12 protein-coding genes are annotated in these 16045 nt (G+C 37.2%); 7 read left to right on the plus strand and 5 right to left on the minus strand.

The window, feature by feature from the left end; all coding sequences use genetic code 11:
* Both FJR08_RS02660 and FJR08_RS02665 read right to left on the minus strand, forming a co-directional pair.
* The coding region (locus tag FJR08_RS02660; protein ID WP_168632062.1) for a DUF4347 domain-containing protein at positions 1–876 on the minus strand (876 nt) is incomplete at its 3' end.
* A gap of 582 nt (positions 877–1458) precedes the next feature.
* Positions 1459–1896 (minus strand): CAAD domain-containing protein, encoded by a 438-nt coding sequence (locus tag FJR08_RS02665; protein ID WP_148766741.1) that lies wholly within the window; start codon positions 1894–1896, stop codon positions 1459–1461.
* A 475-nt stretch (positions 1897–2371) separates the two neighbouring features.
* Between FJR08_RS02665 and pcrA the strand changes: the two genes are divergently transcribed.
* The 5 genes from pcrA to FJR08_RS02690 all read left to right on the plus strand — a co-directional run bounded on the left by pcrA (position 2372) and on the right by FJR08_RS02690 (position 11269).
* On the plus strand, positions 2372–4699 hold the full coding sequence (gene pcrA / locus FJR08_RS02670; protein WP_168632063.1) for a DNA helicase PcrA: 2328 nt from the start codon (positions 2372–2374) through the stop codon (positions 4697–4699).
* A 651-nt stretch (positions 4700–5350) separates the two neighbouring features.
* The gene (gene hpsA / locus FJR08_RS02675; RefSeq protein WP_168632064.1) at positions 5351–8788 is read left to right on the plus strand and encodes a hormogonium polysaccharide biosynthesis protein HpsA; all 3438 of its coding nucleotides are present in this window, start codon (positions 5351–5353) and stop codon (positions 8786–8788) included.
* A 24-nt stretch (positions 8789–8812) separates the two neighbouring features.
* Positions 8813–9436 (plus strand): type II secretion system GspH family protein, encoded by a 624-nt coding sequence (locus FJR08_RS02680; protein ID WP_168632065.1) that lies wholly within the window; start codon positions 8813–8815, stop codon positions 9434–9436.
* 162 nt (positions 9437–9598) lie between these two features.
* A complete protein-coding gene (gene hpsC / locus FJR08_RS02685) occupies positions 9599–10594 on the plus strand; it encodes a hormogonium polysaccharide secretion pseudopilin HpsC (RefSeq protein ID WP_371415535.1) in 996 nt (331 codons plus the stop codon).
* A 159-nt stretch (positions 10595–10753) separates the two neighbouring features.
* Positions 10754–11269 (plus strand): Tfp pilus assembly protein FimT/FimU, encoded by a 516-nt coding sequence (locus FJR08_RS02690; protein WP_168632066.1) that lies wholly within the window; start codon positions 10754–10756, stop codon positions 11267–11269.
* Between the two features lie 90 nt (positions 11270–11359).
* Here the strand turns inward: FJR08_RS02690 and FJR08_RS02695 are convergent, their stop codons facing one another.
* Positions 11360–11692 carry a hypothetical protein gene (locus FJR08_RS02695; RefSeq protein WP_015080206.1) on the minus strand — a complete coding sequence of 111 codons (333 nt, stop codon included), beginning with the start codon at positions 11690–11692 and terminating at the stop codon, positions 11360–11362.
* A gap of 433 nt (positions 11693–12125) precedes the next feature.
* Here FJR08_RS02695 and FJR08_RS02700 point away from each other — a divergent pair, with 433 nt between their 5' ends.
* Positions 12126–12728, plus strand: coding sequence for a triacylglycerol lipase (locus FJR08_RS02700; RefSeq protein ID WP_015080207.1), 603 nt, complete (start codon positions 12126–12128; stop codon positions 12726–12728).
* A 214-nt stretch (positions 12729–12942) separates the two neighbouring features.
* Here FJR08_RS02700 and FJR08_RS02705 read toward each other — a convergent pair whose 3' ends face one another.
* On the minus strand, positions 12943–13374 hold the full coding sequence (locus FJR08_RS02705; protein ID WP_015080209.1) for a VOC family protein: 432 nt from the start codon (positions 13372–13374) through the stop codon (positions 12943–12945).
* Between the two features lie 57 nt (positions 13375–13431).
* On the opposite strand from FJR08_RS02705, the gene FJR08_RS02710 reads away from it, so the two are divergent.
* A complete protein-coding gene (locus FJR08_RS02710; RefSeq protein ID WP_015080210.1) occupies positions 13432–14190 on the plus strand; it encodes a TIGR00297 family protein in 759 nt (252 codons plus the stop codon).
* Between the two features lie 156 nt (positions 14191–14346).
* Here FJR08_RS02710 and FJR08_RS02715 read toward each other — a convergent pair whose 3' ends face one another.
* Positions 14347–15795, minus strand: coding sequence for a glycoside hydrolase 100 family protein (locus FJR08_RS02715; RefSeq protein ID WP_148760207.1), 1449 nt, complete (start codon positions 15793–15795; stop codon positions 14347–14349).
* Positions 15796–16045: the final 250 nt, after the last annotated feature.

Genomic DNA, 16045 nt, shown 5'->3' on the forward strand with positions numbered 1-16045 from the left:
AATGTTGATGATTTGCAGTCCTGAATTACCATCAGTCACATAAGCGTAATTGCCGACTATTTGCACATCCCAGGCATTGCCAGAAGTATCATAATTACCCACAAGGGTGGGTGCTGATGGGTTGCTGATGTTGATGATTTGCAGTCCTGAATACTCATCAGCCACATAAGCGTAGTTGCCGACTATTTGTATACTACGACCATTAGAAATATCGTAATTCCCCTTAAATACAGGGTTGTTGGGGTTACTAATATCAATTATCTCCAGTGTATCCCCCACAGCGTAGGCGTAGTTACCTACGACTGTTACAGCATACGCACGGCTTAAACGATCCCACACTCCCACTAATGTGGGTGCAAATACTCCCTGATAGGTTTTGAGGGTATCTGCATGAAAAACAAGAGAAGTCCCATGATTTTCAGGAATATTAACCTCTAATTCCCAATTTCCCCCTAATGCTGCATTTCCCGTTTTTGTGGTAGAGGCGCTAATGGTTGCGTTAGTAATCTCATGGAACTTTCTAATAAACTCTTCTCCAGCATCCCCCGCAGCGACGTTACAGCCATATAGTAAAATATTCTGACGTTGCCACTGTTGTAACTGTTGGGTGTAATTGTGAATATTGGTTAAGTTTAATTGACTATTGCCTAAATACAAGCATCCCGGTGAACCGTGGGAAAGGATATGAATGGTGGTGATGTGGGGATGTTGTTGTAAAATTTGGCTAATTTGCTCAATCCCGTCTTGATTTGGGGAAATAATAACTGATTTTACGCCCTCGATAATTCCTGCTTGGAGGGTCTGATAGTCGGAAAGGGAGGCATCAATAAAAACAATTGTTGTCGCGGTTTGACGGAGAAAAGAGTTGCTAAACATATTTTTTTCCTTTTCACTTGGTAAATAAGCTTTCACACCCGCCCCGGAACTGAAGTTCCGGTCTAATAGCTAAAGTGCGTTGAAACGCACTGTAATAACATCGAAATCAAAAATTATCCTATTTCCCGAATAAATACCGCCAAAATAGTCGGTTTTAACCGACTTGAGCTATTAGACAGGGAATTAATTCCCTGGCTCAAGTCTCTGATGACATCGAAATCAAAAATTATCCTATTTCTCGAATAAATACCGCCAAAATAGTCGGTTTCAACCGACTTGAGCTATTAGACAGGGAATTAATTCCCTGGCTTGAAGGTACTTGACACTGTTGAGCAGTGCTAAACCTCTACAAATTCTTATCCAAACAGGTTAAATATGTATATGATGGTAAGATGTGTTATTTATAAACACAACCGTGATCTTTCAGTTATAAATAATCTTTTCGTAACACATATTTGGACTGACGTATGTGACATATTCTAAATTCACAAAAAAACAACGAACTCTTGGCTTTGTAAAAAAGAAAAAAGATCCCCGACTTCTTTAAGAAGTCGGGGATCTAAATTTGTCTAAATTTGTGAGTTAAGATTTAGAAGTGTGCTTACCGACAACTTGGGATTTGAGGGTGGTAATTTCCCCAGATAACTCTTGTCTGCTGGAGGCTTTGAGTAAATAGCGATAGACAAACCACACAGAATAACCAATACCAATTAATTCAAAGGTAGGTGCTACTAAAGGAACATCATTAAGAGCATCTAATACAGCCAATAGTACCTTAACTGTGACTACTGCTGTCACTACTAAACCAATACTGACAATAGGTTGCTGATATTGACCAAAGAATTTACCTACATAGTCTGGTAATGTCCCCAGAAAACCGGAAATCTGTTGTCCGTATTTCAGCCACTCTTCTTGAGGCTGCATAGGAGGCTGAAGTTTGGTCAAATTCCCGGTTTGGGTGTTAATTTCGGGTATGGTTGTTTCTTTAGACTGGGTTTCTTTAAATTCTGGTTCTTGCATTTTCGTTTCCATGATTTTGAAATTTGAGTTTCTTACCTAATAGTTTGTCAAGATAAAAATGATGGACTGTAGTGTGAGCGTCTCGCTCACGCGGGCAAGATGCCCGCACTACCAAAAACCCGTCAAAATAAATTTAACAGACTACTAGATATTTACAACCAAAAGGCTGTTAATCGGTACTTTCTCTCATTAATCAGGGTGAGAGATTAGGGATTATGGTTTATCTTACATCTACAGTTCTTCACAGTATGACAAAACTTTACACAAAGTCTAGTAACATTAAGTTGCTAGTTAGGAAGCAAGAATAAAACTAAATAGCTTAACATTATATCAAATTTTCTCAAACTTTAGCAATTTAAGTAAATTTTTATTGTTTTTGCCCCATTATGCTGCTTTCGTTTTATTCTTTGTACTGAGTTTTACCCTTACCGATTAACCCGATAACAAATTGTCCTTTTCATCATTTTTATAGTTTATGACCACAAATATTGATTTCCTGAGTCATCTTAACCCTAGTCAACGTCAAGCCGTAGAACACCACTGCGGACCATTGTTGGTGGTTGCTGGCGCTGGTTCAGGGAAAACCCGGGCGCTTACTTACCGCATTGCTAATTTGATTCTCAAACATGGTGTTAATCCCGAAAATATCCTCGCGGTGACGTTTACTAACAAAGCCGCTAGGGAAATGAAGGACAGAATTCAAAGGATATTTGCTGAACAATTAGCCATATCGCAACATGGTAAAAAGTTTGATTTGCTGACAGAATATCAACAAAGCTTACTAAAATCAGAGGTTTACCGCACTAAAATCAAAGATATGTGGTGTGGAACTTTTCACAGTTTATTTTCACGGATTCTGCGATTTGATATCGAAAAATATCAAGATGAAAAAGGCAGAAAATGGGATAAAAACTTTTCTATCTTTGATGAATCCGATGTGCAAAGTGTAATTAAAGAAATAGTTACTAAAGATTTAAATTTAGATAGTAAGAAATTTGAACCCAAGTCTGTACGCTACGCTATTAGTAATGCTAAAAATCAAGGATTTTCTCCCCAACAATTTGAAAGTGAACAGCCCAATTATCGCGGTAGAGTCATAGCTGATGTCTATAATCGCTATCAGGATAAACTTTCCCAAAATAACGCTTTAGATTTTGATGATTTAATTTTAATTCCTACCCGATTATTTCAACAAAATGAAAAAGTTCTAAGTTATTGGTATCGGAAATTTTGTCATATTCTAGTTGATGAATATCAAGATACCAACAGGACTCAATATGATTTAATTCAGCTTTTGGTCACAAATGGAGAAAGCCGTAAAAGTGAATGGAAATGGCAAAATCGGTCTGTGTTTGTGGTTGGTGATGCTGACCAGTCAATTTACAGTTTTAGAATGGCAGATTTTACGATTTTGCTAGAATTTCAGGAGAATTTTGGCGATGGTTTGGCAGATGATGATACTCGTTCTATGGTGAAATTAGAAGAGAATTATCGTTCTTGTGAAAATATTCTCCAAGCTGCGAATGAATTAATTGAAAATAACACTCAACGCATTGATAAAATTCTCAAAGCCACAAGAGAACCAGGGGAAGCAATTTATTGTCATAAAGCTGATGAAGAAATGGCAGAAGCGGCTTTTGTGATTAACCAAATTAGAAATTTAGAAAATCAACACCCGGAATTAAATTGGGGTAACTTTGCAATTTTATATCGAACTAATGCCCAATCTCGACCTTTTGAAGAATTATTAGTAAAATATCAAATTCCTTATACAGTTGTGGGAGGAATGAAATTTTATGATCGTAAAGAAATTAAAGATGCTGTGGCATATTTAAGGGCAATTAATAACCCTGCTGATACTGTAAGTTTATTACGGGTGATTAACACACCGCGCAGGGGCATTGGTAAGGCTACTGTGGATGCTTTGGTGAATGCTTCCCAGCAATTAGGAACAACTTTATGGGAAATATTAAGTGATGAAACATCTGTAAATACTTTAGCAGGACGTTCATCGAAAGCTGTAAATAATTTTGCAGCCATGATTTACAATCGTCAAGAACAAATCAAAGTAGTTCCCGGTTCAGAGATATTACAAGGGATTTTAGAAGATTCTGGTTATATTAAAGAATTGCAAGATCAAGGGACAGATGAAGCTGATAATAGAATCAGTAACGTCAATGAATTGCATAATGCTATGTTGCAATTTCAAGAAGAAAATGAAGGTGAAGATATTTCTTTACAGGCATTTTTGCAAAGTGCGGCTTTGAGTTCTGATTTAGATAATTTAAAAGAAGGACAAACAGCGGTTTCGTTAATGACTTTACACGCTTCTAAAGGGTTGGAGTTTCCGGTTGTCTTTTTGGTGGGTTTAGAACAGGGGCTTTTTCCGGGTTATCGTTCCTTACAAGATCCTTCATTGTTAGAAGAGGAACGGCGTTTGTGTTATGTTGGTATTACTCGCGCTCAAGAACGTTTATTCTTATCCCATGCCAGAGAACGGCGTTTATATGGGTCTAGAGAACCGGCAATGCGATCGCAATTTCTCGATGAAATACCAGCAGAATTACTGACTACCCAAAATAAAGTTACCCGGAGTTCTACTAAAACTACCTCTGCAACTTCTAGTAAACAAAGCACTTCTGGAATTTGGCAAGTCGGTGACAGAGTATTGCATAAGTCCTTTGGGCTTGGGGAAATTACCCACATTTTCGGAGAAGGGAATAAGGTTTCTGTAGCGATTAAATTCCTGAGTTTAGGACAAAAAATAGTAGACCCCAGAGTAGCGCAATTACAAAAAGTTTAATTTTGCATTAGTCCAAGCAGGTGGACTTTGCTTGTGTAGATGCGGTTTCTAACCGCCGATTTTGCTTGATCAATACCTTGTTCAAATCGAAAAAAGTCTTGATTTGTAGATTGGGTTGAGGTAAGTATCCCTGACGGGGGGTGAAGCCATAACCCAACATGAGCGTTGGGTTGCTGTTGCTTTATCAAAAATTTATATAATTATTGGTGCAATTGTCTAAGCAAGTAGATATACTATCAGTATTCAGGAGAAATATAATATTTGCAGTTGAAAAATTCAGTATTTTCCAGTTTAGAACTTGCGTATCATCAATGCTATACAGCGGTTTCCGCTCTTATGAGGTACAAAGTTGAATCATGAAACTCTTGTAGTGCGGGCATACTATGGCTAACGCCACGCTGCGCTATCGACAAGCTCAGTACAAGTCTTGCCCGCTAGATATGTACCTCATAACACCGGGAAGTGCTATAAAAGAACTACGATGAATAGAAACAGGCAACTATTCCCATAAAACTCCAGTAGTTGCTCCCACCAATATATACTCAAAAGGGTTGGGACATGGACTTTTGTAAAATCACGAAAAACCTAGATTTGTAGGGGTTTAGCAATGCTAAACCCCTACCCGCTCAATTATTTATCAGGGAAGCAGTCATGTCTCAAAAACGTCACCCATTGAAAATAATCACAAAAAACTCCACAAGATTTATCCGGCAGTTTTTAGCAAATATAAAAAAACAACTCATTTGGTTATTGCGAACTGTTTTTAGTAGTCAAAAACAACAGCAGGCCGCAAATGCAGGTTTCGTATTGCCAACAGTGGTAATGGTATCGGTAGTAGTAGTTTTATTAACCACTGCTATCATGTTCCGCTCCTTTGAGCGGGCGAAAAATGCTAGTAATGTCCGTGTCAATGAGTCTGTTATCACTGCTGCTACTCCAGCAATTGATAGAGGTAAAGCAAAAATTAGTAAATTATTGCAGGATAAAACTCTGCCAAAAACTACACCAACAGACGATGATCTGTATAATGCTCTTGTTAATAACATAGATAAATATACATTTGGTGATGAAACTAAACTAACACTATCTTTACAAGAACAACCATCACTACAAATACAAACAGCTTGGAGGTTTCCTGTTGATACTGACAGCAACGGGAAATTTGATAGCTATACCCTCTATGGTATTTATTTTAAAACTCCACCAGTGCTAAATGGTCAGTATAGCAGAGCCAGAAATGCTTTAGAAGCCAGAAATCCACCAGTAGTCAAGGGGACATTAAATGCTAATTGTGGAAGTACCAACACCAGTTTAGTAGGTAATACTGGTTGGGTGAGACAAGATAATGAAATCAAGAAAGCCTTTTTTGTTTATACCGCTACAGCCAGAATTACTGATCCTCCCGATACTGACCATGAAGTATATAATGGTAAGATCGCTGGTAGTCTGGGCGGGGCTGTAGAGTATCAACAAGACAGAGTACAAACACCAACAAATAACAATGCTGTTGTTTATGACGATGATCTAGAATTAAATTCTTCTACAAATTTGAATGGTGGGGTTTTTACAAATAGTAATTTACTGGCTGCTGGAAGTGTTAGTAATCTTAAATTATATCAAGTTAGTAGTGAAGCGTCTTGTTTCTATAAACCTAAAAATGCCAAAATTATTGTTGGTGGTAATTTAGCTCTGGGTAAGTTTACTGATGCAAGTGATACGGGTGGAGCAACTGTTGATTTATACAACGGTAAAATAGATAATGTTACTACTGGTACTTTAACAAAATCAGTGACAAATAGTCCCCAAGATACAGCCTATAATAACCTAGCTTATGTAAGGCGGATTAATAAATTAATTGAAGCTCAAATTGCTGCTGATTCTACAGGTGCTAATGATCCAACAGAAGTTAAAAACGGACTTGCACTCAAACAAACAGCATTAGGAATAACTTTTAATAATACAGAGACCACTAAATACCGTCGTCAACAATTAGAAATTTACTTTAAAAGAAGGACTCGTCGTGTACCTTATACAGAAGTTGCTTTCGGTGCTACAGAAACATATCCTAACTCATTATTACAAGGTTCTGCTAATACCCTGCGTCCCATTGATAACTGGGTTTATCCTACAGACCCAACAGACGGTAAAACAGGTGATAGTTATACTAAGCTATCACTCAACATTAGCGGAACATCCTTAGAACCCAAGGCCAGCGACCCAAAAGAATTGAAGAAAAATAGCGGAAAAGAAGGACTATTGGGTGATAGAGTTCTAGTTAGTAACAATTTACCCGAACTGAGGTGGGATACAAGTAAAAATCAGTTTATTGGTTCATATATTGAGGATACCCAAGATATTAGTGGCATTAAATGGGATTTACCAAGTGGTACTACGCAAACTCGCACACGACCCTCTTTAGTACGGAATTTAGCAGATATTGGTTCTAATGAAAGAGATGGAGACTGGGAATTAGCAGCAGCTAAAGTACCAACAAGTACCACAGAACCCGTGGGTGGTTTACGAGTTGTTACGGGGGCAGGTGTTTATTTGAGTAAAAATGATACTCCTAGTAGTATTAACAGTAACATAAAAACAATATGGCCTGATAATGTAGGAACAATAAGTTCTACGGATACAACAACACCTTATCTAAAAATGCGGGCTACAGCAGTTTATCACTACAAGTCTACTGGCTACAATGCCCAAACGCCCAAACCTATAGCTTGTGTGAGTAGTTATTACGATCCTACTGATAATAATAGCTACAAAAATATGAACAGTCTACCAGATGCTTTTAATATTGAAAAAGGTTCTCAAGGTAAATCTAATAGGGGTATAGTTTATCCTGCACCCACTAAAACAGCTAGTGATTATGCAACAGCTTTGACATATCTATCTCAATTAAATTATAGTAATGGACGTTTCATAGATGAGGGATTACTAGCTAGAGCATTAGCAAAAACACCAGCAAATAGAACTATATCAGAGCAGTCTGGTATTGATGCTCAAATTTGCGCTCTACAAATTCTAGATGGTAGTCTTAGTCCTAATAATTCCGTTATTCCCCATGGTGCAATTTTTGAAACCTTCTTTTCTGACCAGAGAGAAAATAAAAAAGTTCGCGCTACAGTTTTAGACTTGAATCTACTACGGACAAAAACCATTGGTGGTTCAGAATATTTATTACCCAATAGCGGTATTGTTTACGCGACTCGTGATGATGCTTTACCAGATATCAGTGCGGGTAATACAGACGATGGAAAACTTGAAAGTCCTGTAGATTATGTAGATGACACGACACGCCGTCCCAGTGCAATTATACTCATTAATGGCGGGAAACTGGGGCGAACAAATAGCTACAAGGAAGAGGAAAAGGGGTTAACTTTAACTACCAACTTACCAACATATATTAAAGGTAATTTTAATCTACACACTCAGGAAGAATTTACTAATACACTAGCAGATGATTGGAGTAACTTCTATACTCGCAGTACATTTAATCCCAACTTTGCCTGTCGTTCTGGTGACTCCAGATTTCCTAATTGTACCACAGGTGATGAATGGCGACCTGCGAATATTTTAGCTGATGCTGTTACTTTGCTTTCTGGAGACTTCGACTTCAAGGAATTGGGTTATACAATAGGTAGCCAACAAACAGCTAATAATGATACTACTTTTAATCTGATTATTGCTGCTGGTGACAATCCTGCTAAACCTACAGTAGATAATGGTGGTCTAAATAACTTGGTTCGCGTTATAGAGAATTGGACTAGTAGGAAAATCAAGCTCAATGGGGCTTTTATGCAGGTAAAAAAGAGTGCCTATGCTACAGGGACAAATCCACCTCAGACACTTAATAATCCCCCGACAAGACAGTGGAGTTACGATGTAGGGTTGTTATTTCAGTCACCCGACTTATTTGCCAGTAAACTCGCAGTCACACCACCTGAACCACCGGATGAATATTTACGGGAAGTTAGCAGAGGTGATACATGGTTACAAACTTTGTTATGTGCTAAAGAAACTTCTGATCCTAATAACTTTGCCATAGAAGATCCAAAGCAACGTCCTGATATCTGTCAATCATAAAACTTATAAGGAGGTGATAAACTAATGATCAAAACCAAACCACAGCCCAAAAATTTATCTTACAATGACTCTGGTTTTACAATTATTGAGGTACTAGTAGGGGTAGTTTTCATTGCTATTCTCTTGGTTACTATATCACCCGTCCTGGTCATGTCCACGGCTGTCCGGGTGCAGTCGAAAACTACAGAAAAAGCTGTTCAAGCTGCTAAGACATTTATTAATGGTGTCAGCAATAATTCAATTTCAGCGCCCACTAAAGTAATTACAGAAACTCCAAATACTCCTATAAATCTAGAAACAGCAATGCCGGTTCCTCAACAAACAGATACAGATTTGTATTTCTTTAAGAAGGATAGCACCATCACGGCTTGTAATCCAATTTCAACTTGTCAACCACAAGATGCCCCATTTGATGAATTTTACATTCAAGCGGCTCAAATAAAGCCCGCAGGTACGAAAACAAGTGATGGCTATCGTCTAGCGATTAGAATATATAGAGAAGACTTGGATTTTGATCAAACTATTCTAGGGTCTAGGACAGGTGGTATTTTAGTTAATAAACAAGCGCCAATCTTGATAACAACAGTTGAGATTAGCGGTAGTACCACTTTTGGCAGTTTATGTTCCCGCTTGGGTTGCGTTCAATAATCAACCTTGTCAATAAATTTGTTTATCCCTGAGGTTAATTCAATCAAATTCACCATTAATTTTCCCATAAAAAGCGGGTAAAATCCCCACCGTGCAATAATTTAATCTAAAACAGAAACATCTGAAAATCTGCCTTTGGTGCATTTAAAAAAGGACAATACAATGATGATCAAGATACTTCAATTTATATTCAAAAATCAATTCAAAGCCTCAAAATCTCTTGATAAATCTGGTGGGTTTACTCTCGTTGAATTGTTAGTAGCTTTAGCGATGTCATCTATAATTATCACACTATTACTAGAGTTTATGATTAGTGTGATAACCACAGATAGCAATGAGCAAATTAAGATAAATTCTGAGCAAGAAATCCAAATAGCACTGGATCATATTTCTCGTGATTTACAACAAGCTATTTATATTTATGATGCTGCTGGTATTAACGCAATAAAACCTCAATTGCGTTACCCAAATGATGATACTAAAACTCCTATATTAGTTTTTTGGAAACGGAATTTTGTTAGTCAGGTGATTCCCACTACATCAGGAAAAGATGATACTTTTGTATATTCATTAGTTGCTTATTATTTAATTAAAGATACTAATACAAATTGGTCACAATCTGCTCGTATCGCTAAATGGGAAGTTAAAGACGGTGTGGAAGTTTCTACAGGAGGTGTAACTTGTTCAGGATATACTAAGAAGTATGTTAATGCTGATAACTGTCCTAATCCAGGTTTTAATCCCTTTAATATAGCTCAATCCAACACTGTAGAAGATGCCATGATCAATTGGCAGAAATCTGGAGATTATAGTAGTGGTAATACGGCTGATGTGTTAATTGACTACGTAGATCAAACCACACCACCAACCAATCAAACCATACCACCCAGACCACCAGCGGCCACCTGTCCAGATAATACCATAACACCTCCAATTACATGGTCAAAAATAACGCCAAGCACAATAACGCCAAGTAATGGTATGACCGGGTTTTATGCTTGTGTAGATAAAGCCAATATAACAGCAAAGGTATTTATTCGGGGTAATGCCCTAGCTCGCAGAGAAAGCGATCCAGATAGAATAAAATATAGAGATGAGCAAAAAAGTTATTTTCCCACGGCTAATGCGATTGTTCAAGGAGCAAAAAGTGGCTATTAATCATTAACTTAAAAAGTTAGTTGTCCGACTCTTGACACTGGTTCATAAAGTAATAATTTCACAATAGCTATAAAAAAATCAAAAATTCAGAAAAAAACGGCATATAAAAAATCATCCCACATCGCAATATATATATGTTTTGCTTGCAAATAATCAGGGATGAATTATTTACAAAATAATCGCTCTAATAGCGGTTTTACGTTTATAGAAATGATGACAGCACTATTAATGATTGGTATACTATCAGCAATAGCTGCACCAAGCTGGTTCGCTTTGATCAAGACTCAGCACTTAAATATTGCCCAAGACCAAGTTTATCAGGCCAAGCGTCAAGCCCAAAGTCAAGCAAAAAAAGAAAAAGTGAAATATCAAGCTAGTTTCCGCACACAGAATAATATTCTGCAATGGGCTGTTCACGAGGAAAAGGAATCTGACCTAAATAATCCTATGATAAAGTGGAATGATTTAGATGACAGTGTGCAGTTAGATCCCAACTCAACATTAGAATTGGATAACGGTGTAAGACGAGTCCGGTTTGATGATATTGGTGGTGTGACACCTCCACTCGGCAAAATCACCCTATCTAGTAAACCTGGTGGCACAGCAAAGCGTTGTGTTATTGTTTCCACTATATTAGGCGCAATGCGAACCGCTAAGGATAACTCTTGCAATTAATTTGTATGATTGTAGCGGGCAAGATGCCCGCACCACAACATCTAGCTATTAGGATGATCAAATTTAGATGCGTAACAGCTAACCGGGTATTTAGCCTGGGGTTTTCACCTGACGGGCCATGTCTAAAAAGCTATTCATATTTACCCCTGGACGACGACGAGGACTATTCAGAGGAATGAGATATTTGGTGGCAAAATTGGTTTCCGTGGGGACTGATATTTTCACGGGTTCAGGCTTAATAACTTTTACTGCTGCTGGTGTAACTTTTGGTTCAGCTTTTGGTGCTACTGTTGCTGGTGCTTGAGTAACATTAGCTTCTTCAGCTTCTTCTTTTAGCTCTAAGTAGTAGTTATTACCTTTTTTACCAAAAAGTCCGGTAATAAAACCCACGATACCCGCAATGATATTTTTGATAAAGCCCATAAAAAATGCTCCTGGTTTGAATAGTCTAGAATGTGACCGAAATTATGAAAAATCACGGGTAATATTACATTTGATTGCGTTATCTGCGGCCAATTATTAGACATACTGCTTGCTAATTCAAAACCTACATTTACTACTAGCACCGCAGGGCGGAATTAAAAATTAACAATTAAAAATTAAAAAGCAGATTGTATAAGCTTTTTAGGGATTTTTAATGGTTATCTTACTTACGCTGTACTGTACTAGTAATTATTTTTAGGTTTTTTATTTTAACAACGGTATCCGGTAAATAACGCAAATTAATTATTAAATCTTATTATAACTATAAGATTATGAGAACTTATTTAATAAATCTTAATAATTTTTCGGCAGTCACCAATCTGGTATATTTTGTATATTTTCGATTACAATACTGAGATAAATAATCAAGATTATGGCAACAAAACAGCAAAATCCCGTTTTATTAGTGCATGGGATTAACGATACTGGGGCAGTTTTCAATAAAATGGCATCTTATCTCAGAGAACAAGGTTTGTCTGTGCATACGGTGGATTTAGTCCCTAATAATGGTGCTGAGGTTCTGGATAAATTAGCGCAGCAGGTAGCTAATTATATAGCTACTACCTTTGAAGCAGAACAACCGTTTGATTTAGTTGGTTTTAGCATGGGTGGTCTTGTTAGCCGTTATTATATTCAGCGGTTGGGGGGAATAGATAGAGTCCAGCGATTTATCACCATTTCTTCACCCCATAAAGGGACTATAGTTGCTTATGGTACTTGGTTAGCTGGTGCTGTGCAAATGCGTCCTAATAGTGATTTTATCAATGATTTAAATTCTGATGTCGAAATGTTAAAGCAGTTAAATTTTACATCTATTTGGACACCTTATGATTTGATGATTTTACCTGCGGAAAGTTCGCAACTTGGTATAGACAAAGAAGTAATTTTACCCGTGATATTACATCCTTTAATGTTAACAGATATTAGGGCTTTAAGAATAGTAGCAAAAGCCTTAATAGCACCACTAAAACCATGAATTTGGATTTACCAAAAAATGCACTTCTTTTGTGTTTCTGAAAGATTCTTAGTCAGTAAAAGTAAATCTTTACAGCACTTCCCGGTGTTATGAGGTACATATCTAGCGGGCAAGATGCCCGCACTACAAGAGTTTCATGATTCAACTTTGTACCTCATAAGAGCGGAAACCGCTGTATTTATACTATGAGTATATGTGGCTTATTTACTGCCCTCTAAGTTTTATCACCAATTGCAGTATATTCAGTACCTTCAAAAATTGCCTTTGGATGACAATAATACTTAAATTCCATTAAGTTATAAAAAGGGTCTTCTAAAAAGAAAGTGCGATGTTCTAGGAGAGAATCAGTAAAGCGGTTTTTTGGTTCTTCTCGAAATTTTAGATCTTTGTTTTTTGCCCTTGCTAGTAATTCTTGCCAATCTTCTTCTTTGGTAAAAATTAGGCCAAAATGTCGCGGATAAATGGCTTTTTGTGGTGTTAAAATATCCTTAGTAACATGAGCTACTAATTGATGTCCATAGAGATTGAGAATCAAAGCATGAGGGCTTTCTCTTCCGGGTATGCAGCCTAAACCGTCCACATAAAAGGCTTTGGTTTGGGGAATATCAGCAACGGGAAAAGCGAGATGAAATAAAATTTTGTTCATAGATCGAGCAGTTATATCTGATAATATTATGGCAAAAATACTCATAATTTAGCAGCCATGTTGTCTTTGATTGATTCTTTAAATCCCTGGTTAATGGGATTAGGCTTAAATACGATTTTACTGGGAATAGTAGCCATTATTCCGAAAAAGTTGCTCACGCCCGCAGGTATACTTAATGCTGGGTTATTGGGAATTATCATTTGGGGAACACTAGGTTGGCCAGGATATCTAGTGGTAGTGTTTTATTTTCTTGTTGGTTCTGGGGTAACACGGATTGGTATGGCAGAAAAAGAAGCCGCAGGAATTGCCGAAAAGCGTGCCGGTGCAAGAGGTCCAGAAAACGTATGGGGTTCAGCATTAATAGCGGCTTTGTGTGCGTTGGGACTGTTGGTTTTCCCTGATTTTAAATATTTACTATGTTTGGGTTATGTCGCCAGTTTTAGCACTAAACTATCTGATACTACCGCGAGTGAAGTTGGTAAAGCTTATGGTAGAAGCACCTTTTTAATTACGACATTGCAACCAGTTCCTAGAGGGACAGAAGGGGCGGTAAGTTTAGAAGGAACTCTAGCTGGTATGGTAGCATCAATAGCGATCGCACTCATTGGTTGGGGAGTAAATTTAATTAATCCTCTGGGGATAATTTGGACTGTCTTAGCTGCATTTATCGCTACCAATTTAGAAAGTGTCATTGGTGCAACTTTGCAATCTAAATATACTTGGCTTACCAATGAAGTTGTCAATATTATTAATACCTTGATTGGTGCAACTGCGGCAATTATCATGGCGTTAATTTACCAAAGTATCTTTGTTTAATTATTGACTCAACGCCAAGATTAATTGTTAAGTTTCTTTGAGGTAAGGGTTTAGTAATGCTAAACCTCTATAGGATCTAAAATTTCAATGTAAAAAAAGCCCCATATAATTATAAAGAGGCTAAAGAAAAGATATTCATTGTTAACAGATATTTGACTACATAGACAGATAAGGATCTATATTGCCAACTTCAAATTCACAGGCTCTAGAAACCACATCTGGAGGTAATTTATCAAAACTGATTAATGGTAAATAATCAGGATTATCTATGAGTTCCTTTGCTAATAAAAATCCAGCAATTGTCCAAGTTTGATATTTCCTCGCTTGTTTACCAATTAATCTCCCTTTTTTACCATCGTAATATTCTGGCCATTCATCTTCACTCAGTCTAGCTGTAGCAATTTCAATGGCTTTTTCTGCTAACTGTGGTTTTTTGGTTTTCACTGCTGCTGCTGCTAACATCCACATTAAAACAGGCCAACTTCCGGCATTATGATATGACCAAGGAATGTTTTTGGGATCACATCCTGTGACTACTCGATATTCTTCACCTTGTAAGGCAGGATAACAGATTTTAATAGGCATATCTCCTACTAAATCATCCCATCGTTTTTCAATCAGATTCATAATGGCTTGGGACTGTTCTTCAGTAGAAAGATCAGAAATCACAGCCATCAAATTTCCCAGAGTAAAGAACCGAGTATCCATTTGTGATGGTCCAACATTTCCCGCAAAATAACCACCTTTTTTCCGTAGCCATTTATCTAATTCATAATAAGGTAAAGAATCTGCATAAATATTGAAAAGATTGACCGCAGTTTTTCCGTATTCTTCACCTTTAAAGCGATAAATTGCATTCAGACGATTAATATCTATCCAATAATGCTGACGAATATGTCCACATAATAAAGGTAAGCGGTTATCAATTGCTTCGATAATATCCCCATTCCCTGTGCAAATTAGTAATTCTCTCGCAGCCCGTAAAGCCGCAAAAAATAGAACTTGAATTTCTAAAGGATGCCCATAAATCCCCATGCGTCTATCTATCATACAAGCACCGTCAGGAACTAACAGCGTGGGGTACATATCAAAACGATTGGCCAAACAGATATCCATAATTAACCTAATTCCTGTTTGGAATTCAGGTTGATAAGCTAAGGAAGAATCATTTGTAGCGACGACATAAGCCCGTAATAAAATTAGCCACCATAAACAAGAATCTACAGGTGTAACTCTAGCAATAGCGTGTTCACCAAAATCAGCTTCTAAAAATTCTTCCCCATTGGCAGAAACAACTTTGAAACTGGCTGGAATTAGCCCTCTACCGGGTTTATAGGCATCTAAGGCCTTTTCTTTCGGTTGCAACTTTAATGTTTCTTCTAGGAAATTTTTGACAATATCTGTTCTGCCTTTAATCAAAAAAATTAAAGCCGAAGAAACAAAATCTCGGATAAAACATTGGTCGTAATTTAGGGCTTCTACGGATGAATCATAAGCCGCTAGAGTTCCTACTGGCTGACCTTTGTAGTAGAGAATTGAATTCTCTAATGCAAGCCAAGCTTCATTTTCTATATTTTTACTTGTCTCTAATTTGTTTAGTTGCATTACCAGACTAACTCCATTTGGATAGTAGATTTGTTGGGAGTAGATGCACCTTTAATTATTCTTTATGCCCTTTTCATGATAACTTTGAAATAGCAAATATCAATCCAGTCAAAATACTAAAACTCGGTCAATGTCAAAATCTAACTGCATCATATTTAGCAGTTTTTTCAATCTCTGAAAATGCACTTTATTCTCCGTGTAAAATCACTTCAATAGAGTATATCTGCTTAATCAGGAATTGATCATGGAC

The sequence above is a fragment of the Dolichospermum sp. UHCC 0260 genome (assembly GCF_009711985.1).
GTDB classification, from domain to species: domain Bacteria; phylum Cyanobacteriota; class Cyanobacteriia; order Cyanobacteriales; family Nostocaceae; genus Dolichospermum; species Dolichospermum lemmermannii.

Bases quoted from the DNA above. Each gene is read 5' to 3' on its own strand.
- FJR08_RS02665 (WP_148766741.1), bottom strand. From the start codon at position 1,896: ATGCAAGAACCAGAATTTAAAGAAACCCAGTCTAAAGAAACAACCATA.
- pcrA (WP_168632063.1), top strand. From the start codon at position 2,372: ATGACCACAAATATTGATTTCCTGAGTCATCTTAACCCTAGTCAACGT.
- hpsA (WP_168632064.1), top strand. From the start codon at position 5,351: ATGTCTCAAAAACGTCACCCATTGAAAATAATCACAAAAAACTCCACA.
- FJR08_RS02680 (WP_168632065.1), top strand. From the start codon at position 8,813: ATGATCAAAACCAAACCACAGCCCAAAAATTTATCTTACAATGACTCT.
- hpsC (WP_371415535.1), top strand. From the start codon at position 9,599: ATGATGATCAAGATACTTCAATTTATATTCAAAAATCAATTCAAAGCC.
- FJR08_RS02690 (WP_168632066.1), top strand. From the start codon at position 10,754: ATGAATTATTTACAAAATAATCGCTCTAATAGCGGTTTTACGTTTATA.
- FJR08_RS02695 (WP_015080206.1), bottom strand. From the start codon at position 11,692: ATGGGCTTTATCAAAAATATCATTGCGGGTATCGTGGGTTTTATTACC.
- FJR08_RS02700 (WP_015080207.1), top strand. From the start codon at position 12,126: ATGGCAACAAAACAGCAAAATCCCGTTTTATTAGTGCATGGGATTAAC.
- FJR08_RS02705 (WP_015080209.1), bottom strand. From the start codon at position 13,374: ATGAACAAAATTTTATTTCATCTCGCTTTTCCCGTTGCTGATATTCCC.
- FJR08_RS02710 (WP_015080210.1), top strand. From the start codon at position 13,432: ATGTTGTCTTTGATTGATTCTTTAAATCCCTGGTTAATGGGATTAGGC.
- FJR08_RS02715 (WP_148760207.1), bottom strand. From the start codon at position 15,795: ATGCAACTAAACAAATTAGAGACAAGTAAAAATATAGAAAATGAAGCT.